This is a genomic window from Streptomyces sp. GLSS-08 (genome assembly GCF_056387915.1).
The window spans coordinates 157254-177965 of the sequence record NZ_JBWJAQ010000003.1; the positions used below are offsets into that span (position 1 = coordinate 157254).

Annotated in this window: 17 protein-coding genes; 6 read left to right on the forward strand and 11 right to left on the reverse strand. The window is 70.7% G+C overall.

What is annotated here, in order from left to right; genetic code table 11:
• Nucleotides 1–15: 15 nt before the first annotated feature.
• The gene (mltG, locus tag AC0ZLC_RS06285; protein WP_476750877.1) at nt 16–852 is read left to right on the forward strand and encodes an endolytic transglycosylase MltG; all 837 of its coding nucleotides are present in this window, start codon (nt 16–18) and stop codon (nt 850–852) included.
• A gap of 45 nt (nt 853–897) precedes the next feature.
• Here mltG and AC0ZLC_RS06290 read toward each other — a convergent pair whose 3' ends face one another.
• The 5 genes from AC0ZLC_RS06290 to AC0ZLC_RS06310 all read right to left on the reverse strand — a co-directional run bounded on the left by AC0ZLC_RS06290 (nt 898) and on the right by AC0ZLC_RS06310 (nt 5189).
• Nucleotides 898–2076, reverse strand: coding sequence for an NAD(P)-binding domain-containing protein (locus AC0ZLC_RS06290; protein ID WP_476750878.1), 1179 nt, complete (start codon nt 2074–2076; stop codon nt 898–900).
• Between the two features lie 66 nt (nt 2077–2142).
• Nucleotides 2143–3174, reverse strand: coding sequence for an ABC transporter substrate-binding protein (locus AC0ZLC_RS06295; protein WP_476750879.1), 1032 nt, complete (start codon nt 3172–3174; stop codon nt 2143–2145).
• A gap of 94 nt (nt 3175–3268) precedes the next feature.
• Nucleotides 3269–4030, reverse strand: coding sequence for an ABC transporter ATP-binding protein (locus tag AC0ZLC_RS06300; RefSeq protein WP_476750880.1), 762 nt, complete (start codon nt 4028–4030; stop codon nt 3269–3271).
• The gene (locus AC0ZLC_RS06305; protein ID WP_476750881.1) at nt 4003–4893 is read right to left on the reverse strand and encodes an ABC transporter permease; all 891 of its coding nucleotides are present in this window, start codon (nt 4891–4893) and stop codon (nt 4003–4005) included. The genes AC0ZLC_RS06300 and AC0ZLC_RS06305 overlap by 28 nt, the downstream gene beginning before the upstream one ends.
• A gap of 212 nt (nt 4894–5105) precedes the next feature.
• Nucleotides 5106–5189, reverse strand: a complete 84-nt coding sequence (locus tag AC0ZLC_RS06310) for a putative leader peptide (protein WP_349817350.1) — start codon at nt 5187–5189, stop codon at nt 5106–5108.
• A 122-nt stretch (nt 5190–5311) separates the two neighbouring features.
• Here AC0ZLC_RS06310 and AC0ZLC_RS06315 point away from each other — a divergent pair, with 122 nt between their 5' ends.
• Nucleotides 5312–5734, forward strand: coding sequence for a secondary thiamine-phosphate synthase enzyme YjbQ (locus AC0ZLC_RS06315; RefSeq protein ID WP_476750882.1), 423 nt, complete (start codon nt 5312–5314; stop codon nt 5732–5734).
• 227 nt (nt 5735–5961) lie between these two features.
• Here AC0ZLC_RS06315 and AC0ZLC_RS06320 read toward each other — a convergent pair whose 3' ends face one another.
• The 6 genes from AC0ZLC_RS06320 to AC0ZLC_RS06345 form a co-directional block, all read right to left on the reverse strand.
• Nucleotides 5962–6699, reverse strand: coding sequence for a class I SAM-dependent DNA methyltransferase (locus tag AC0ZLC_RS06320; protein WP_476750883.1), 738 nt, complete (start codon nt 6697–6699; stop codon nt 5962–5964).
• A gap of 139 nt (nt 6700–6838) precedes the next feature.
• Nucleotides 6839–8893, reverse strand: coding sequence for an RICIN domain-containing protein (locus AC0ZLC_RS06325; RefSeq protein ID WP_476750884.1), 2055 nt, complete (start codon nt 8891–8893; stop codon nt 6839–6841).
• A 112-nt stretch (nt 8894–9005) separates the two neighbouring features.
• A complete protein-coding gene (locus AC0ZLC_RS06330; protein WP_476750885.1) occupies nt 9006–11066 on the reverse strand; it encodes a beta-galactosidase in 2061 nt (686 codons plus the stop codon).
• 50 nt (nt 11067–11116) lie between these two features.
• Nucleotides 11117–12454, reverse strand: coding sequence for an ABC transporter substrate-binding protein (locus AC0ZLC_RS06335; protein ID WP_476750886.1), 1338 nt, complete (start codon nt 12452–12454; stop codon nt 11117–11119).
• A gap of 83 nt (nt 12455–12537) precedes the next feature.
• The gene (locus AC0ZLC_RS06340; RefSeq protein WP_476750887.1) at nt 12538–13494 is read right to left on the reverse strand and encodes a carbohydrate ABC transporter permease; all 957 of its coding nucleotides are present in this window, start codon (nt 13492–13494) and stop codon (nt 12538–12540) included.
• A 5-nt stretch (nt 13495–13499) separates the two neighbouring features.
• On the reverse strand, nt 13500–14426 hold the full coding sequence (locus AC0ZLC_RS06345; RefSeq protein WP_476750888.1) for a carbohydrate ABC transporter permease: 927 nt from the start codon (nt 14424–14426) through the stop codon (nt 13500–13502).
• Nucleotides 14427–14707: 281 nt separating this feature from the next.
• Between AC0ZLC_RS06345 and AC0ZLC_RS06350 the strand changes: the two genes are divergently transcribed.
• The 4 genes from AC0ZLC_RS06350 to AC0ZLC_RS06365 all read left to right on the forward strand — a co-directional run bounded on the left by AC0ZLC_RS06350 (nt 14708) and on the right by AC0ZLC_RS06365 (nt 20667).
• Nucleotides 14708–15697 carry a LacI family DNA-binding transcriptional regulator gene (locus AC0ZLC_RS06350; protein WP_476750889.1) on the forward strand — a complete coding sequence of 330 codons (990 nt, stop codon included), beginning with the start codon at nt 14708–14710 and terminating at the stop codon, nt 15695–15697.
• 315 nt (nt 15698–16012) lie between these two features.
• On the forward strand, nt 16013–16795 hold the full coding sequence (locus AC0ZLC_RS06355) for a thioesterase II family protein (RefSeq protein ID WP_476750890.1): 783 nt from the start codon (nt 16013–16015) through the stop codon (nt 16793–16795).
• A gap of 1261 nt (nt 16796–18056) precedes the next feature.
• Nucleotides 18057–19220 (forward strand): cytochrome P450, encoded by a 1164-nt coding sequence (locus tag AC0ZLC_RS06360; RefSeq protein WP_476750891.1) that lies wholly within the window; start codon nt 18057–18059, stop codon nt 19218–19220.
• 97 nt (nt 19221–19317) lie between these two features.
• Nucleotides 19318–20667 carry a serine hydrolase domain-containing protein gene (locus AC0ZLC_RS06365; protein ID WP_476750892.1) on the forward strand — a complete coding sequence of 450 codons (1350 nt, stop codon included), beginning with the start codon at nt 19318–19320 and terminating at the stop codon, nt 20665–20667.
• The last annotated feature ends 45 nt before the right edge of the window (nt 20668–20712 follow it).

Sequence of the window (20712 nt, forward strand, 5' to 3'; positions counted from 1 at the left end):
GGTTACCGTGCCCCCATGCAGACCAACACTCCGCCACGGAGCACGATTCGACTGACGCGCCGGGGCCGGATCGCCCTCATCGCGACCGGAGCCGTTGTCGCGGCCACCGCCGTGGCGGTGCCGCTGCTGACCACGGAGGGGGAGGACGAGCGGCCCGCGTCCCTGGTGATCCCGGAGGGCTGGCGAGCGGGCCAGGTCTACGACGCCGTGGACAAGGCGCTCCGACTGCCGGCCGGCAGTACGAAGAAGTCCCTGGGCAAGGCGGCCCTGAAGCTGCCGAACGAAGCGGAAGGCAACCCGGAGGGGTATCTCTTCCCGGCCACGTATCCGCTCGACAAGAAGGCCACCCCGGAGTCGCTGCTGTCGTACATGGTCGCCACCGCGAACAAGAAGTTCAACGGCGGCCAGATCACGGCCGGAGCGCAGCGCAACGCGATGAACGTCTATCAGGCGGTCACGATCGCGAGCATCATCCAGGCGGAGGCCGCCACCAAGGAAGACATGGGCAAGGTGGCCCGGGTCATCTTCAACCGGCTGGAGCGCGGAATGCCGCTGCAGATGGACTCCACCGTCAACTACGCGCTGAACCGCAGCACCCTGGCCACCACCGAGAAGGACACCAAGCTCGACAACCCGTACAACTCGTACCAGCGCATGGGGCTGCCGCCGACACCCATCGCCAACCCCGGTGAGGAGGCGATGCGCGCGGCGATCAACCCCACCCCGGGCGACTGGCTGTACTTCGTCACCGTCAAGCCGGGCGACACCCGTTTCACGGCAGGCTACGAGGAGCACCGGAGGAACGTCGCCGAGTTCAACCGGAACCGGAAGAGTGCCTCGCCCGCGCACTGACCGGCCGGCACGTCGCGCCCGTCCGCACCAGGGGCCGACGGGGCGTCACGCGGTGGCCGGCACCTCCGCCAGCAGCCTCCTGATGTCCCGTACCGCCGAGCGACCGGCCCGGTTGGCGCCGATCGTGCTGGCCGAAGGGCCGTAGCCGACCAGGTGGACACGGTGATCGGCAGCCGCCCGGGTGCCCTCCAACCGGATGCCGCCGCCCGGCTCACGCAGTCGCAGCGGAGCCAGGTGGTCGATCGCCGCCCGGAACCCGGTGGCCCACAGGATGACGTCGGCGTCCACGTGCCGCCCGTCGTCCCAGGCGACGCCGTCCGGGGTGATCCGGTCGAACATGGGGAGCCGGTCCAGGACACCGTCCGCGCGAGCCTGCCGGATCGCGTCGTTCAGGGGCAGTCCCGTCACCGACACCACGCTTTGCGGCGGCAGCCCCCGCCGGACCCGCTCCTCCACGAGGGCGACCGCGGCCCGGCCCACGTCCTCGCTGAAGGGGCCCTCCCGGAAGACGGGGGGCCGCCGGGTCACCCAGGTGGTCCCGGCCGCGTACGGGGCGATCTCCATCAGGTGCTGGGTGCCGGAGGCTCCGCCGCCCACGACGACGACCCGCAGTCCGGCGAACTCCTCCGGTCCCGGGTACTGCGCGGTGTGCAGCTGGCGCCCCCGGAAGGTCTCCTGGCCCGGACAGCGCGGCCAGAACGGCCGGTCCCAGGTCCCCGTCGCGTTGATCAGCGCCCGCGTCGACCACGTACCGTCCGACGTCTCGACAAGCAGCCGCCCGGCCGCGCCCTCGCGGACCGCGTGGACGTCGACCGGCCGCCGTACCCGTAGATCGAACGTGCGCTCGTAGGTGGCGAAGTACTCCGCGATGACCTCGGAGGACGGACGGTCGGGGTCCGCGTCCGTCAGCTCCAGGCCCGGCAGGGAGTGCATTCCGTGCACCTTGCCGTACGTCAGCGACGGCCAGCGGAACTGCCAGGCACCGCCGGCCTGCGGTGCGTGGTCCAGCACCACGAGGTCGTGCTCCACGAGGTCGTGCTCCACGAGGTCGTGCTCCACGAGGTCGTGCTCCACGAGGTCGTGCTCCACGAGGTCGTGCTCCACGAGGTCACGCTTCGGCTCGGATCCGGTGCGCCGCAGGTGATAGGCGCTGGACAGGCCCGCCTGCCCTGCGCCTATGACGACCACGTCGACCTCGCGTGCTGCTGCCCCGGTGCTGTTCACGCCTCTGCCAACCGGACCGGGGTCCGTTGTCTTCCCGGCCGACGGTTCCCAGCGGCCCGGCCGTGCTCACGACTCCTTGCTGACGCGGGGCGCGGTGGTCGACGCCGGCAGATCACCGTTGAACCGGGTGTCCACGAAGTCGCCGAAATCGACCTTGCGCGGAATCAGCTTCAGGCCGGCGAAGGTGTCGACGATCTCCTGCTCGGAGGCGACGGCCTTCTCGTCGACGGCCACCGGGACGCGGGAGGCGTTGGTGCGCTTCACCGACGCGAGAGCGACCTCGTACGGCAGTCCGGTGTCCTTCGACCACACCTTCGCCCAGGCCGTGGGGTGGGCGAAGACCCAGTCCTGTGCGCGCCGCAGCCGCTCCAGGTAGTCCTTGACGGCCGCCGCCTTCTTCGTGTCCTTCAGCGCCTCGGGCGCGGCCACCTGGAAGGTGAGGCCGTTCACCACGCCGTCGCCGTCGGTCAGGACCCGCCCCTGCTTCGCCTGAAGCACCTGAGAGGTGTACGGGTCCCAGACCGCCCACGCGTCCACCTTGCCGCTGGTGAAGGCGGCCAGTGCGTCGGCGGGCTGCAGGTACTTCACCTTGACGTCGCCCAGCTCCAGTCCGGCCTTCCGGAGGGAGGCGATCAGCTGGTAGTGCGCGGACGAGCCCTGCGCCACCGCGATCGACCTGCCCCTGAGTTCCGCGGGCTTCTTCAGTGACGAGTTGTTCGGGACGAGGATGGTGTCGCCCCTGGACGTGCCGTGCCAGGCCGCCACGACTTTGATCTTCGAGCCGGCGCCCGCCGCGAAGACGGGCGGGGTGTTGCCGACGCCGCCGATGTCGACGGCTTTGGCGTTGACCGCCTCCAGCAGGGGTGGACCGGACGTGAACGTCGACCACTTGATCTTGTAGTCGAGGTTCTTGAGTTCCCCGGCGGCCCGCAGGACGGCTTCCGAGCCGCCCTTCTGGTCCCCGACGTCGAGCGTGAGGGAGCCCTTGCCGTCGGTGCCGCCGCCGGTCGCGGTGTCGGCCGCCGAGTTTCCGCCGCAGGCGGCGAGCAGCAGGGCGAGGGGGAGGAGCAGAGCGGCCGGGGCGAGACTACGACGCATGGTGATTCCGTTCGGTTGATTTCCGGTTGATTTCCGGTTTATCCGGGGGAGGGTGTGTTCGGCTCACCCGCACGCGAGGGAGCCCGGGGGAGGGTCAGGCGGCTTCCGCGGCGGTGTCGACGCCCAGCCGTTGCAGAAGCTCGGCGCGCAGCTCGGCGAACCGCGGGTCGGTGATGTCGCGTGGCCGGTCCAGATCGACCTGGGTCTCGTACGCGATGACCCCGTCGTCCATGACCAGGACGCGGTCCGCGAGCAGCACCGCTTCCTCGACGTCGTGGGTGACCAGCAGGACCGCGCAGCCACGGCGCTGCCACAGATGCCCGACGAGCCGCTGCGCCTTGATGCGGGTGAGGGCGTCGAGCGCGCCGAACGGCTCGTCGAGCAGCAGCAGATCGGGCTCCCGGACCAACGCACGTGCCAGCGCGGCGCGTTGGGCCTCACCTCCGGAGAGGGTCTTGGGCCAGGCGTCCGAGCGGTGGGTGAGGCCGACCTCCGTCAACGCCTGTTCCGCGACAGCGCGTGCGGGTTTGCCGGGCAGCCCGAGGAGCACGTTGCGCCAGACCTTCTTCCACGGCATCAGCCGGGGGGCCTGGAACGCGACGGCCTTGCGGCGCGGCACGAGGACGGTGCCCTCGATGTCCCGGTCGAGTCCGGCGAGGATGCGCAGCAGCGTGGACTTGCCGCAGCCGCTGCGGCCGAGCAGGGCCACGAACTCGCCCGGCCTGACATCCAGATGCAGACGGTCGATGACGGCGCGGCCGTCGAAGGAACGCGTCAGCCCGTCCACGCGTACCGCCGACACGGGAGCGGGTGCGGTCTGGTCGGTACTCACCGGCCGGTGAACGTCGGTCGCCATTGCAGCAGCAGCCTTTCGAGGGAGCGGACGACGAAGTCGGCGAACAGGCCGAGGAAGGCGTAGACGACCAGGCACACCACGATCACGTCGGTGCGCAGGAAGTCGCGGGCCTGGACCATGAGGAAGCCGATGCCGGCGTCCGCGTTGATCTGCTCGGCGAAGACGAGCGCGAGCCAGGCGATGCCGAGGGAGTAGCGCAGGCCGGTCATCGCTCCGGGCAGGGCGCCGGGCAGGACGACATGGCGTACCAGCCCCCACCGGGACAGTCCGAGAGACTCCCCGGCCTCGATCAGCTGGGAGTCCACGCCTCGGATGCCCGCGTACACATTGAGGTAGAGCGGGAAGGACACGCCGAGCGTGATGATCGCGATCTTCGGCGTCTCACCGATGCCGAACCAGATGATGAACAGCGGGATCAGACCGACGAACGGCACGGTCCGCAGCATCTGGACGCCGGCGTCGACCAGGTCCTCGCCGACCCGGAACAGCCCGGACAGCAGGGCGAGTCCCGTGCCGACGACGGTGCCGAGGAGCAGGCCGAGGGCGACGCGCTGGAGCGAGACGCCCATGGCGTTCGGCAGCGAGCCGTCCGCGATCAGGTCGCTTCCGACCCGGGCGATGGTGCCGGGCGAGGCCAGGACGTCGGCGGTCAGCACGCCCGTGCTGCTGAGGAGTTGCCACAGGGTGAGCAGCAGGAGCGGGCCGGAGGTGCGACGCACCCAGCGGGGGACGCGCGTGCGGCGGGCGGAGGCGGGGACGAGGGGTTCGAGTTCGGGCGCCGCGTGGTGCGTGGCGGTGCCATTCCTGGCTATGGCTGATATGTCGGACTCGGCTGAGTCCGGCGGGGCATGGCTGATGCTCATGAGTGCTCCACGAGAGGGAGAGCGACCGGCGACCGGTGAGGGGTTTGCGGAAGGGCGCCACCGGGGGGAGTGCCGGGACACCGCCCGCGTCAGGGAATCAGCGCGTCGGAACACCGCCGCGTCGGGAGATCAACGGGTCGGAGCACCTACGGGTGACCTGTCGCGCGGGTGGGCGGCGCGCGGTGGCGTGGGAGGAGCGGGGTGAAAGGGCGTCAGCAGCCGCGGCGACACGCGGCGGAGGCCACCCGCAGCAGGTCGATGTGACCGCGCGTGGTGAGCAGGGCTGAACGCAACATGCGGCAGAAAGTAGCCAGTGCGCGCGGGCGGGGTCAATGGTGTCTCGCGGAATGGACCCCGTGTATCAGCCGACGGGCGGCAGGTCGGGTGTGAAACCCGGCCCGTGGGTCAGGATGGGGTCATGTCCGATGCCTTCACCACGCGTGTCCTGAACATCGCCTCCGGCTCCGCCGAGAACGTCGTCGATCTCACCCGCGACTGCGAGGCCTTCCTGAACGAGGTGGCGGCCGGCCGTGACGGCCTGCTGAACGTCTTCGTCCCGCACGCCACCGCCGGCGTCGCCGTCATCGAGACCGGCGCCGGCAGCGACGACGACCTCCTCGCCGCCCTCCATACGCTGCTGCCCGCCGACGACCGCTGGCAGCACCGGCACGGCAGCCCGGGCCACGGCCGCGACCACGTGCTCCCGGCCATCGTCCCGCCGCACGCCACCCTGCCGGTGATCGCCGGGCGGCTGGAGCTGGGGACGTGGCAGTCGGTGTGCCTGGTCGACACGAACAAGGACAACACCGACCGGAAGGTACGGCTGTCGTTCCTCGGGTAGCCCGGGTAGCCCGGGTAGCCCGGTTAGCCCTGGTGGCTCGGGTGGCAGGATCGAGGCCACCGGCTCCACCTCGAAGCCGCTGACCGCGTGGATGGCGGCCTTCACTGGCGAGCTGTCGGGCGCCGTGTCCGCCGCCCCCAGGAGCTGCCGTACGGTGCCCGGCTCCCGTCAGTGGGCGGGCCGGTGGTGCTGGACCGTGCGGCTGGGTGTGCCGTCGCGGCAAGGACTCACGGCTTGCGCCACACCGAGATGTGCTGCGGTGAATCCTGGGTGAAGGGCGACCCGTCCCAGTCCGCGACGCGGCGTTCCGGCGTGAGGCCCGCGATCCGGGCCATCAGGTCGAGCTCGGCGGGCCAGGCGTACCGGTGCCGGGACGCGTCGCGGCGATAGCGGCCGTCGTCGCCGTCCCTGGTGAAGTGGTGCGAGACGAGGATCTGCTCGACAAGGTCGAAGGTGTCGAAGCCGAGGTGGCCGTCCGAGACGTCGAAGGGCACCGCGGTCTGCCCGGGCGGCAGGAACCGCAGCGGGGGTACGCCCAGTTCGACGACGAAACGCCCGCCGGGGGCGAGGTGGCGCGCGGCGTTCTGGAAGCACTCGACCTGCTCGTCCTGGGTGAGCAGGTTCGAGATGGTGTTGTAGACGAGGTAGACCAGGGTGAACTCGCCGGGTACGCGGGCCGTGGTCATGTCCCCGAGGGTGACCGGAAGAGTGTCCTCGTCGGCCTTGCGCCGCAGGACCGCCGTCATGTGCTCGGACAGCTCGATGCCCGCCACCGGAATTCCGCGTGCGCGGAGGGGGACGCCCACACGTCCGGTTCCGATCGCGAACTCCAGCGCCCGTCCGTCGCCCGCCAGTTCGGCGAGGAAGTCGAGGGCGGGGGCGAGAAAGGCGGCCGAGGTCCGCTCGCCCTCCTCGGCGTCGTAGCGTTCGGCGGTCGCTCGGCTCCACACTTCGCTGCTCGTCACGATCAATCACCCTGCCCGGCGCGTCGCACCTCTGTCGACCGATTAAGGGCGGCGCGGGTGGCGGTGGGGGTGTCACGCATGCCTCCGCCCCCTGTTCGTCGCGGGTGCGGAGGCATGCGGGGCGGTGGTTCCGCCGGGTCTACGAGTTGGTGCGGCCGGTCACGTCGGAGATCCTCCACCGTTGGTTGGAGCCGGAGTTCGGGGTCCAGACCGTGACGGCGGCGCCTTCCGAGGTGGCCTGGCCGCCCACTTCGAGCAGCCGGCCGGTGGCGGCGTTGACCAGGGTCCAGGTGCCGTCACCGGTAGTCGACAGGATCCAGCGGCTCGCGTTGTCGCTCCGGCGGCCGTCGGCCTCCAGGACCGGGGCACCGTCGCGCACGGCCAGCCGCTTGCCCTCCGCGGGGCTGGTGAGGACGTACCGCTGGAGGCTGCCGGTCTCGTGGCCGGTGCGGCGCAGCTGCCACTGCTGCCCGCCGCTGCCCGTGTCCGTGCCCGCGGACCTGATGACGAGCCTGGTGCCGTCCTCCGCGACCGTGAGCGCCTTGCCGCTCTGCACGCCGGTCAGCCGGTAGGTGTGACCCGGCTGCGCGAGCGCGGCGTCCCTCGCGACGCCGGACACGCCCTTGACGAGGAAGGACGTCACGGACTGGGCGGGCACGGTCAGGGTGGCCCGCCCGCCGGTGACCCTGACGGGGGCTCCTCGGTCGAGTTTGCCTCCGGCGCTCGTCACCACGGGTGTCACGGTCGCGTTGCGTGCGACGCGGCCGAACCTGGAGAGGTCGAGCGTCACCGCGCGGGCGTCGGCGGTCCTGTTGACGTGGACGACCGTCGCCGCGTCGCCCTTCCTGGTGACCGCCGCGGCACTCGACGTGTCGTCGGTCTTGATCAGCCGGTCTCCGGGCTTGATGTAGTGGGTGAAGTTGCGCGCGGTGTCGAACTTCGTGTTCGTGCGGACCGGGCAGGTCGCCAGAGTGTCCGCGGACGTACAGCTGAAGGGGAGCTGGATGCTGCCCCAGTTGCCGCCCTCGGCCGACTCGCCGCCGGGTTTCATGTTGTCGTGGTCCTCGACGGGCTGCCAGAACACCCAGGCCCTGGGTTCGAGTTCCCGCAGGTCGTCGACCATCTGCTGGGCGAGGCCGAGTCCGGGCCGCATGTCCGTGAAACTCTGCCCGTCGCCCCAGTCACCCTCGACCTCGCTCATCCACAGCGGCTTGTCCGCCGCCTTGGCCAGGTCGCGGACGCCGGTACGGCCGCCGGTTCCGTAGGTGTGGACGTTCATCTGCCCGACGAGGTCGCGCACGTCGTCGGGGTAGGTGTTCCAGTTCTGCGTGAACAGGCTCGGGTTGGTCTCGTCCATCGCGGAGATCTCCGTGCCGGTCTTCGCCCTCCGCAGGGCGGGGGCCAGCGCCTTGATCACCTTCTGCTGGAGTTCGGGACCGATGTGGGCGCCCTCCTGACGACCGCCGACCGGCCGCCCGTCGGCCCCCAGGCGCGTGCTCCAGTAACCCGTGCCGGGTTCGTTGAACGGGTCCAGGGTGTCGACCTTGATGCCGTGTGCCTTCTCCAGCCGCTTGGTCGCGCCCGCCAGATACGCGGCGAAGTCGTCGACGGAGTCGGCTTTCAGCTGGTCGGCGTCGGCGTCGAAACCGCCGGAGACGTACCCGCTTCCGGTCATGAACCACGGGGGCGAGTTGCTGAACGTCTCCCAGTGGTCGATGTCCTTCTTGATGCGGTCCACCCACCAGCGCTGCGTGGCGTCGGCCTGCGGGTTCCAGTCGGCCGCGTCCTCGGCGCTCCACCAGCCGGTGTCCTCGCGGGTGGTGCCCGCCGGAGCCTTCCACCAGCCCTCGACGGCCCCTCCCGCGCGGAGGTAGTCCTCGACGTCGGGGGCGTTGCCGCCGCCTATGTTGTAGCGGGCGATGTTGAGGGCGAGGCCGTCGTCCCCGAAGAGCAGGGCGGCGAGCTTCTCGCGGATCTCCGGCGGGTAGTCGCCGGTGGCGTTGGCGAACCAGACGAGGCTGGTGCCCCAGCCCTCGAAGCTCGGCGCCTTGTACGAGGGGTCGGGGGAGACGGTGACGGCCGAGGTCACCGGCTCCGCGTGCGTCGGTGGTGCGGTGACCAGGGTCGCCCCGAGGGTCAGAGCGGTGACCCCGAGGGGTCCCAGAAGCCGTCGTGTGCGGGTACGGCGTGCCAACGTGTGCTCCCAACTCGTCTGCGGTCGCTGCGGTGGGCCGTCGTGCCCCGTCACGGGGCACGACGGTGTGACCCTCGAATCAGGCGTGGATCAGGCGTGGACCAGGCGCGACTCAGGGGTGTCGAAGGGCGGGCCGGCGCAGGACGGCGACGTCCCGGGGCGGCAGGAGGAGCGCGCCGTCGGCGTCCGTCCGGCCGATCAGGAGGTCCCCGGCGAGTCCGGCCAGCGGGACCGTCTCGTCGGTCCGGTTGACCAGGAACAGATAGCGGCTGTCGGCGTCGCGGCGCACGATCAGTTCGACGTCTCCCCGTGCCCCCTCGGGGAGTTCGGCGGTGACTGAGGCCGCAGCGAGCAGTCTCGGCAGCAGCCCGGTCAGGCCGTCCACGCCCAGCCGGGTGGACACGTACGCGGCGGAACCCCGGTTCACCGTGCGGCGGGTGACGGCGGGCAGGTCCGCGTACGGGCCGCTGCGGTAGTGGCCCAGCACGTCCACGCCGGATTCGGTGACGGTGATCCGGTCGGTCCACAGGGTGCCGGTCGCGGCGCCGTCCAGGTCCAGGTCGACTGTGTCGCCGTCCAGCAGCGGGCCGAACTCCTCCACCCGGATGCCGAGCAGCTCGCGCAGGGCGCCCGGGTAGCCGCCGAGCCATACGTGGTCGTTCTCGTCGACGACACCGGAGAAGTACGTGGTGACCAGGTGGCCGCCCTGCTCGACGTACCGGGTGAGGTCCTTGGCCAGCGCGGCGGGGACCATGTGCAGCACGGGCGCGATCAGCAGCTCGTACCGGTCCAGGTCGGCCTGCGCGGTGACGACATCGGCGCGGACGCCGAGCGCGAGCAGGGCGGAGTACCAGTCGAGGGCCTCCTGGCGGTAGTCGAGGCGGGAGGTCGGGTGGGAGTCCTGCTCACTCGCCCACCACGACTCCCAGTCGAAGACGATCCCGACCCGGGCGGGCTCGCGCTCGGTGCCGGCGACCGGCGCCAGCGTCCGCAGGGTGCGGCCGAGTTCGCACACCGCGCGGAAGAGCTCGCTGTCGGGTCCGGCGTGGGGCACCATCGCCGAGTGGTACTTTTCGGCGCCCGCCGCCGACTGCCGCCACTGGAAGAAGCAGACGGCGTCGGCGCCGTGCGCGACGTGCACCAGCGAGTCGCGGGCCAGCTCGCCCGGCCGCTTCGCCACGTTGACGGGCTGCCAGTTGACGGCGCTGGTGGAGTGCTCCATCAGGAACCAGGGGCGGCCCTTGGCGATACCGCTGACCAGGTTGGCGGAGAAGGACAGCTCGTCGCGGTCCTGCGGGCCCGGCACCACGTAGTGGTCGTTGGAGACGAAGTCGATCTCACCGGCCCAGTCCGCGTAGTTCATGCCCTTGGTGCCGCCCATCACCATGAAGTTCGTGGTGACCGGCACGTCCGGGGTCAACTCGCGCAGCACGTCCCGTTCCGCGCGCAGGTACTCCTTCAGCGCGTCGGAGGAGAAGCGCTTGAAGTCCAGCTGCTGGGTCGGGTTGGGGTGGGAGGCGGCCAGCCGGGGCGGCAGGATCTGCTCCCAGTCGCCGTACCTCTGCGACCAGAAGGCCGTGCCCCAGGCGTGGTTGAGCGCGTCCAGCGTGGTGTAGCGGGCGCGCAGCCAGTCGCGGAAGGCGCGGGCGGCGTCGTCCGAGTAGTCGTAGACGTTGTGGCAGCCCAGCTCGTTGGAGACGTGCCAGGCCACCAGCGCCGGATGGTCCGCGTACCGGCCCGCCATCGTGCGCACCAGACGCAGCGCGTGATCGCGGAAGACCGGTGAGGTGGGACGCCAGTGCTGCCGCGCCCCCGGCCACACCGTCTCACCCGAGGCGGTCACCGGGAGGATCTCCGGGTGTGCCGTGGTGAGCCAGGGCGGCGGGGAGGCGGTGGCGGTGGCGAGGTCGACCCCGATGCCGCCCGCGTGCAGCAGGTCCATGATCTCGTCGAGCCAGGCGAAGTCCCACTCGTCCTGGGCCGGCTGGATGCGGGCCCAGGAGAAGATCCCCACGGAGACGAGGTTGACGCCGGCCTCGCGCATCAGCCGGATGTCGTCCTCCCACACCTCGCGCGGCCACTGCTCGGGGTTGTAGTCGGCGCCGTACGCGAGGCGTGGGGTGGGGTCACCGTCCGGCCCGTGCTGAAGCCGGGACAGGAGGGTGGAGATCATGGTGGTCCTTCCGGTGTTTCACAGGGAGCGGAGTGGGGGGCTCGCGTCGGCTACTCGACGGTGAAGCCCTGCTCCTTGCCGTACTTGACGGAGGCGTCCTGCCAGGACTTCAGGCCGTCGGCGAGCTCGGTGCTGCCGAGATAGGCCTTGCCGACGGTGTCGTTGAAGATCGAGTTGGCGTACTGCTGGAACGGCAGGTACGACCAGTCGTCCGCGACGTTGGCGGCGGAGTCCGCAAAGACCTGGTTGGCCTTCTGGCCGCCGAAGTACGCGAACTCGGTGTTGCGGAACTCCTCGGACCGCAGCTCGGCCTCGGTCGCAGGGAAGGCGCCCTCCTTGACACGGCTCTGCACACCGGCACCGGAGTTCGCGTACTCGACGAAGGCGTACGCGAGTTCCTTGTTCTTGCCCAGGGCGGGCAGGGCCAGGGAGCTGCCGCCGTTCTCCGCGCTCGCCTTGTCACCCTTGGTCCAGGCCGGCAGGGGCGCGGCGCGCCAGTCACCGGAGGCCTTCGGGACGCCGGTGACGAAGTTGGCGGGCATCCAGGCACCGCTGGCGAGGGTGGCGATGGTGCCGTTGCCCAGGCCCTTGTACCAGTCGTCGGTCCAGCCGTTGATCGGCGCGAGGAGCTTCTCGTCGATCAGCTTCTGCCAGGTGTCGGTGTACTTCTTGGCGCCCGCGTCGGAGAAGTCGACCTTCACCTTGGTGCCGTCGACCTTGTAGGGGCGCGAACCGGCCTGCCACAGCATGCTGGTGGTGAAGCCCGCGTCACCGGCGTCGTTGGCGATGTAGACCTTCGGGTCGGCCTTGTGCAGCTTGCGGGCCGCCTCGAGGTACTCGTCCCAGGTGGTCGGCACCTCGATCTGGTACTTGTCGAAGAGCTTCTTGTTGTAGTAGAGCGCCATGGGTCCGGAGTCCATGGGCAGCCCGTAGACCTTGTTACCGTCGCTCACGGCGTTCCACGGGCCTGGGGTGTACTTGTCGGCGAGCTTGTCGGCGCCGAAGGGGGCGAGATCGGTCAGGCCCTTGGTGAGGGAGTACTGGCCCAGCGCGAAGTACTCGACCTGGGCGACGTCCGGGACGCCCTTCTCGGCCGAGATCACGTTCGACAGGGCGGTGTAGTGCTTGTCGCCCGACCGTTCGCCAACCAGGTTGATCTTGACCTTGGGGTACTTCTTCTGGAAGTCGGCGGCGACCGTCTTCAGCGTGGGCTCCCAGGCCCAGACCGTGACCGTGCCGCCCTTCTTGAGGGCGGCCCGGACGTCGTCGGCGGAGACCGGCTTCTGGCCGGCGCCGTCTTCGTCGGAGCCGCCGCAGGCGGTCGCGCCGAGGGCGAGGACGGAGAGGACGGCGAGGCCGCGCATCAGGCGGCCGGTCGTTCTGCGCATGGAGGTGCTTCCACTTCTTCGTGGGCGGGACGGGCGGGACACAGGGGAGGCAGGGCTGAGGGGGGTTGCGGTCCGGGAGCGGGTCATTCCTTGACGCTTCCGGCGGCGAGGCCGGACTGCCAGTACTTCTGCAGCAGCAGGAACGCCGCGATCAGCGGCACGATGGTGAGCAGCGAGCCGGTGATCACGAGATTGCGGATCACGTCGCCGCCGATGGTCTCGGCCTGCGCGTTCCAGGCGCTCAGACCGAGGGTGAGGGGATACCACTCGGGATCCTTGAGCATGATCAGCGGGAGGAAGTAGTTGTTCCAGGTCGCGACCGTGGTGAACAGCAGCACGGTCACGATGCCGGGGGCGAGCAGCGGCAGGGCGACCCGGAAGAAGGTGCGCACCTCGCCAGCCCCGTCGATGCGGGCCGCTTCCAGCAGTTCGACGGGGATGGCCTCGGTGGCGAACACCCACATCAGGTACAGGCCGAAGGGCGAGATCAGGGAGGGGATGATCACCGCCCACGGGGTGTCGGTCAGGCCGATCCTGCTGAACATCAGGAAGGTCGGCACCGCCAGGGCGGTGCCCGGGACGGCCACGGCGCCGATGACCACGGCGAAGACGCCTCGCTTGCCGGGGAAGTCGAACTTGGCCAGCGCGTAGCCGCCGAGGATCGCCAGGAAGGTGGCACCGCCGGCCCCGAGCACGACGTACAGCAGGGTGTTGAGGAGCCAGCGCCCGAAGATGCCGTCGTGGTACGTGAACGTCTGGCCGATGTTGTCCCAGAGTGCGAAGTCGTCGGCGAACCACAGCCCTGACGAGTCGGCGAGGCCCTCCTGCGTCTTGGTGGCGCTGATCAGCAGCCACACCAGCGGTACCACGGTGTAGACGAGGACCAGGCCGGTGAGGCCGGTCAGCAGGAGGCTGCGCCTGGGGCGCCCGGGGACGTGGGCTGCGCGCCTGCGCAGACGGGGCACGCTCCTGGCCGCGCCGGTCGACGGGGCGGACGCGGCGGGGGAGACGCTGGTGGCTGGGCTGCTCGTGCTGCTCATCGAGGTCACGCTCCCTTGCGCATGCCGCGAAGCTGCACGACATAGGCGATGACCATCGTGATCAGGCCCATGATGATGGCGACCGCCGCGGAGTAGTTGTGCTGCTGGCCGTTGAAGGACAGCGAGTACGTGAAGAAGTTCGGGGTGTAGTCCGTCGTGATCGCGTTGCGCGCCAGCGGCCGCAGGATGTTCGGCTCGTTGAAGAGCTGGAAGCTGCCGATGATCGAGAAGATCGTGGCGATGACGAGGGCGCCGCGGATCGCGGGGAGCTTGATGGCGGTGATGACGCGGATCTGTCCGGCGCCGTCGATCTCCGCCGCCTCGTAGAGCGAGTCCGGGACGACCCGCAGCGCGGAGTAGAAGATCAGCATGTTGTAGCCGACGAACTCCCAGGTGACGATGTTGCCGATGGACGCCAGGACCAGGCCGCTGGAGAGCGGGTCGGGCAGGGTGACGCCGAACGCCTCGTCGATGTCACCCACCAGTCCGTACTGGGTGCCGTACATGAAGCCCCACATGAGGGTGGCGACGACGGCGGGCACCGCGTACGGCAGGAAGATCGAGATGCGGAAGAAGTCCTTGCCGTAGAGCCGCCCGCTGTCCAGGGCCAGCGCCACGAACAGGGCGATACCCAGCATGATCGGCACCTGGACCAGCAGGAACAGCGACACCCGCGCCAGCGAGGACCAGAACTGGTCGTCCTGCAGGGCCTGTTGGTAGTTGTCCAGGCCCACGAAGGTCGTGCCGCCGATGAGCTGGTCCCGGAAGAGGCTCAGGTAAATGGAGTAACCGATCGGCGCGAGGAAGACGAAGGCGAAGACCACCGAGAAGGGGCCGATGAACCCCCACCCCGCCCAGGAGCGCCGGTCCTGTTTCGCCGGAGGCCGCTCCGGGTGCCTGCGCACGGTCGCGGGAGGTTGCAGCGTCGTCATGTCGTTCCTCGCTCGTCCATCTGGAACCGGCGTCGTGGACCGCCGCGATGTTTGCGCAAACATAAGGCGCCGCAAGGAGTTCCGGGCTGTTATGTTTACGTAAACATCTGATGGCGGAATGTCTACACTGCCCCCAGGTCGGTGGTCAAGGGTCGCCTCACAAACGGCGGCCCGGGCAGCAAGGGAGACGAGTGGACACGGCGGACAGCGCCTCGGCACCTGTGGAGCGGGCTCGCGAGCGCAGCGGGAAACGGGCCGCACGCCGTTCCCAGAGCGCCTCCATGGCGGACGTCGCCCGGCTTGCAGGCGTCTCCTCCCAGACCGTCTCCCGGGTGTCCAACGGCTACGCGGGCGTCAACGAGGAGACGCGGCGGCAGGTGCTGTCGGCCATGAAGGAGCTGGGCTACCGGCCCAACAGTGCCGCCCGCGCCCTCAAACGCGGCGAGTTCCGCACCATCGGTGTCATCACCTTCAACCTCTCCACCACCGGCAACATGCGCACGCTGGAGGCGATCGCCACCTCCGCGGCGCAGAAGGGGTACGCCGTCACCCTGCTGCCCGTCGCCGTCCCCACCCAGGACGAGGTGCGCGGCGCCTTCTCCCGCCTCGGTGAGCTGGCCGTCGACGCGGTCATCGCCATCATGGAGGTGCACCTGCTCGACACGGCGACCATCTCCCTGCCGCCCCATGTGCAGGTCGTCGTCGCCGACTCGGACGCCGGTGACCGCTACTGCGTGGTCGACACCGACCAGGCCGGGGGAGCGCGGGCGGCCGTCCGGCACCTGCTGGACCTCGGGCATCGCTCGGTCTGGCACCTCGCGGGGCCCGAGGAGTCCTACGCGGCCCAGCGCCGTGCCGACGCCTGGCGTGCCGAACTCACCGAGGCCGGCCGCTTCGTGCCACCCGTCGTACGGGGTGACTGGTCGGCGGAGTCCGGCTACCGGGCCGGGCTCGCGCTCGCCGACGAGGAAACCTGTACGGCGGTGTTCGCCGCCAACGACCAGATGGCACTCGGGCTGTTGCGTGCCCTGCACGAGCGCGGCCGGAAGATCCCTGACGAGGTCAGCGTCATCGGTTTCGACGACATCCCCGAGGCGAGCTCCTTCCTGCCTCCCCTGACCACCGTCCACCAGGACTTCGCGGAAGTGGGACGCCTGTGCGTCGAGGGAGTCCTGCGTCGGATGCGCCACGAGGGGACGGAGCACGGCACCACGCTCGTGCCGACCGAGCTGGTCGTGCGGGCCAGCACGGCGCCGTGCCGCCAGCGGTAGGGGAGGGGGCGGGCCGTAGCTGCCGGATCGCCGGTGGAGGACTGCTGGGCCGTTCATCCGCTTCCGGGTCGGGCTCGCTCGGGGGGTGGTCGTGTCGCACACGGAGGTGTCGCTGTCTCCGTGCGTTCCCGTCCGGGTCCCCGCCCGCATGCCCCGGCCGAAGACCCCTTCACCGGACAGCGGGCAGCCCCACCTGTCCCGGGCCGGGTGCGGTGACTTCGGGGCGTCGTAGGCTGATGGTGACGGGTGGTCAAGCGGTGCTGCCGGGGCCGCCGTCGGCGAAGTGGTGGTCGGTCGAGTGAGGGGTGGGCCGCGGTGAGGACGGGCAGGGATCCCTGGGTCCGGGAGGTGCGGAGGGGCGAACGGCCCGCGGCGCACGTGGTGTTCTTCCCGCACGCCGGAGGTGCCGCCACCTTCTTCGTGCCGTTCGCGCCGCACTTCCCCGACGAGTTCGACCTCTCGTCCGTCCAGTATCCCGGGCGGCAGGAACGCATGGGCGAGCCCTTCGTCCGCACCATCGAGGAACTCGCGGACCGGGTGGTGCCCTCTCTCCGGCGGTACGCCGCCGACCCCGTGCCCCTGGTCTTCTTCGGCCACAGCATGGGCGCGACCGTGGCCTTCGAGGCCGCCGTCCGGCTGGCCGCCGAGCAGCCGGCCGCGCCGCTCCGGCTGGTCGTCTCCGGGCGCGCCGCCCCGTCCGTGCGCCTGAGGGACGACGTGCACCGCGGCACGGACCAGGAGATCCTGGACCACCTCGCCGCGCTCGGCGGAACCGACTCCGGCATCGCGGACAGCCCGGACCTCATGGAGCTGCTGCTTCCGGTCATCCGCAACGACTACCGCGCCGTCGCCCTGTACCGGCCCGCCGCGCACACCGTGGTGGACCTGCCGGTCCTGTGTCTCACCGGCGAGCAGGACCGGCTCGTTCCGCGGGAGGACGCCGCCGCCTGGAAGCGGCACACGTCACAGGACTTCCGGCAGATGTCCTTCCCCGGAGGCCACTTCTTCCTGGCGGACCACCGGCAGGCCGTGGCCCGGCTGGTCGCCGACTGCGCCCGGTCCGCACAGCGGTCCCGCGGCCGGGAGACCGGCGTATGACAACACAGGGCGGGTCGGGGAGCAACGGCTGATCCGGCCGGTGCGGCAGACGGATCCCGGACGGATCCTGCCGGACTCGTCGCGGGTGCGCGGGCGTTGAGGGAAGCCACGACGGCGAGTCGGGTGCCAAGGGGTCCCCGCCGCACGGCGTCGGGCGCGAGAAGCACGTGCCACCGGCGGATGCACGAGCCCGCGCACACCGTGTGACCGTGCGCCCCCGTGCGCCGGGACGTGGAAGCGCCGCGTCCGCTGTCCTCGACTGCTTCCGGTGATCACCTCACGGCCCCGCGGCGGTGTCCGACGTGCCCGCCGGGGTGGTCCGGGCGGACGGCCGCCGTCGTCGTCGGGTCGCATCGATCCCCAACTCGACGCAACGTCATGGGGGTTGCGCCGCTGGTGGGAGCGTCCCCGCGCGTACGCCCCGCGGGAAAGGCAGGGGCGTCGCGGGCCGTCGGACGTTTGACATCGGGACGGCTGGGCACCCGCCGGAAGCGGCGATCCGGCCGGACCGTCGTGCATGTGGATGAGGCCCCGTGAACCTACTCGGCGGTCACATCGGGCGGGCCGTCACCAGCACTCTCCGTTCAACTTCTGGGGGTTGCTATCACATGACTCGCCATGAAGACTGTGGGCCGAGTTCGACCGGGACAGGGATGTTCCGGGGTACGCACCGTGTCCGGCGCGGACAGAATCCGTCGGTGTGCGCATCCACTCATCCCGCCCCGGGCGACCGGTGTCTGCGGGCCTGCCATGTGTTCGTGTGGGCTGAGAAGGGCCCGCGCAGTAGCTGCGCGGGAAGATGCACTGGGGGAGCTGTGATGTCGGCAAGGTCCGCAAGGCAGGTGCCATCGTCCGTTCACGCACAGGCACAGGGACGACGTCTGGTGCGGAGGGCGTGTTGACCCTGCCCGACCGGCTTTTTTGACCGTACGGAGGACATCCGTACGGCTCGGCAGTCAGACTGCCGGGCAACGGGGGTTTCGGCCGCGCCGTCCGTGACGGACAGAGCAACGGGCCGACCACCGGGGGGAGTTCGGCCGCACGGCCGATGAGCGGAGCGCATGCCACAGCGCTTTCGTCCCACCCTCGCGCGGTCGGCGTGTCCGCCACGACCGCGTGCCGGTCCGCGCACCGACGAGTCGGGCGCGCCGCCGGCCGGCCAACGCTCCACGGTGACCCCCGCCGCGCCTGCACGCCCACACCCAAGGGAGAAAAGGTGACCAGCAAGCTAGTGACGGAGGCCCCTTTAGTCTGGGACGTCGTGACCGACCGGTGGCGGACCTTACGGGAGGCCGGTCCCGTCCGGTACGACGAGGGTCAGGGCCTGTGGCAGGTCACCGACCACCAGGGGGTCGCCGCCGTGCTGGCCGACCAGGCCACGTACTCCTCGGACATGTCCCCGATCGCCCCCACCCAGCAGGACTTCGACACCTTCCGGCAGGGCAACTTCGTCGGCATGGACCCGCCGGAGCACCGCAAGCTCCGCGCCCTGGTGAGCCAGGCCTTCACCCCGCGGGTCGTGCAGGGACTCGAACCGCGCATCGAGGCCGTCTGCACCCGGTTACTGGACACGGTGGACGGCCGTGACCGGTTCGATCTGGTCGACACGCTGGCCTACCCCCTCCCCATCATCGTGATCGCCGAACTGCTCGGCGTACCCCCCGAGGACCACACGCTCTTCCAGGACTGGGCGAGCACCCTGTTCAGCGGGGACCAGCTCGGCGAGAGCCTCGACATGGCCGACCTGGAACGCGCGCTGGAAGCCATCGCCCCCACCGTGCGGGAGATGAACGGCTACATCCTGGAGCACATCCGCAACCGCCGTGCCCAGCCCGGTGAGGACCTCACCAGCAAGCTCATCACCGCCGAGGTCGACGGCGTCCGCCTGGAGGACCAGGAGATCGTCGGGTTCGTCGCCCTACTGCTGGTCGCCGGACACATCACCACAACGGCCCTGCTGGGCAACGCCGTCGGCACCTTCGACCGGCATCCCGGTTCGCTCGCCGCGCTGCGCGCCGATCCCGGCCGGCTCCCGGACGCCATCGAGGAGGTGCTGCGCTGGCTTCCGCCCTTCCCCGAGCTCGGACGCCGCGTCACCAGGCCCGTGGTGCTCGGCGGCCACGACATCCCCGCCGACTCGCTGGTGATGGTGAACCTCGGCGCGGCGAACCGCGACCCCGCCCGGTTCGCCTCGCCGGACGTCCTCGACCTCGGCCGAAGTCCCAATCCCCATCTGACGTTCGGTCACGGCATCCACTTCTGCTTCGGCGCCCCGCTGGCCCGGCTGGAAGCGCGGATCGCGCTGCGCATGCTGCTTGAACGTTTCCGCGCCCTGGATGTCCCGTCGTACGGCGACGTCGTCTTCCAGAACCCGGCCGTCATCGTCGGCGTACGCCACCTGCCGGTCGAAGTCAGCCGCCCGTAGCCGAAACGCCGACGTCCCCCGGCCCGGCCCGCACCGCTCACCCCGCGGACCGGTCCGTCATCCCGCCCTGGCCGCAGTCATCAGGAGTCTCTTTCTCATGCCGTACCCCACCACCGCTCTGGTCACCGACCGCCGACCGTCCCCCGTGCGCGAAGCACTGCAACACCGCCTGGAACACCTCGCCCGCACGCACCGGGTACCGGGCGCCCAGCTCGTCGTCGACTTCGGGACGCACGTCCTGAGCCTGCACACCGGCACGGCCGACGCCGGCACGGGCGCCCCGTTCACCGCCGAGACCGCCGTCCCGATAGGCTCGGTCACCAAGGTCTGCACCGCCACCGCCGTGATGCTCCTGGCCGACGACGGCGACCTCTCCCCGGACGACGAAGTCGCCACGCTCCTCCCGGAGCTACGCGCTTTACCGGAGGTGACCGTACGTCACCTGCTCAGTCACACCGCAGGCCTGCCCACCGGACCCGACTCGGACACCGCCGCCGGCACCACCGCCGCGCGCTATCTGTCGGCGGTGTGCACGGCCGAGGACGCGCTGTTCGCGCCCGGGACCGGGTTCTCGTACTCCAACGCCGGCTACGTCGCCGCCGGACGGCTGGTGGAAGCCGTGACGGGGATGAGCTGGCAGGAAGCCGTCCGGGCGCTTCTCCTGGACCCCCTGGGCATAGAACCCTGCTTCCTCGGCGACACTTACTCCGACCGCCCGGCCGCCGCGGGACACGCCCTCAACACGGCTTCGGGCCGGGTGCGCGCGGCGCACCAGAACCTGGCCCCGCTGGAGGCACCCGCCGGCGCCGTGCAGGCGAGTGCACTGGACCTGGCGGCGCTCGGCAAGGCGCTCGTCGGCCGGTCCGCCGTGCTGCCGCCGGCCGCCGCCGCACAGATGCGCCGCCGGGAGGCCGCGGCCGACCCGGGAGTCCTGGCGAGCGGCTGGGGCCTCGGCCCCGCGCTGTTCCGGCAGGACGGACGCTGGTGGTGCGGGCACGACGGAAACGCCCAGGGCACCTCGTGCCACCTGCGCGCCGAACCCGAGAGCGGCGTGGTGATCGCCTTCACCGGCAACGCCAAGGGCGCCACGGCGATGTGGCAGGACCTGGCCGCTGATCTGACCCGGATCACCGGCATGCGCGTGCCGGCCGCCCCGGCCCGCGTGCGCCACGACCGGCCCGTCCCGCTGCCCGAGTCCGCCGGCACCTACCGCAACGGCGGGACCGAGTACCGCATCAAGCTCGACGGGGACGGCGTGCCGACGCTCTCCGTGGACGGCGACTGCCCCATACCGCTGGCCTGCTATCCGGACCTCGCCTGCGACCTGATCGACCCGGACACCGGCCGGCGCGAGCCCGGCGGGCGGTTCCACCGCGACCCCGCCACCGGCGTGATCGACCGCGTGCAGATATCCGGACGCACGGCCCGCCGCACCGGCACCCCCTGACGTCCGGGCGCCGTCCCCGTCCTCGCCCCGCACGCGCGGACAGCC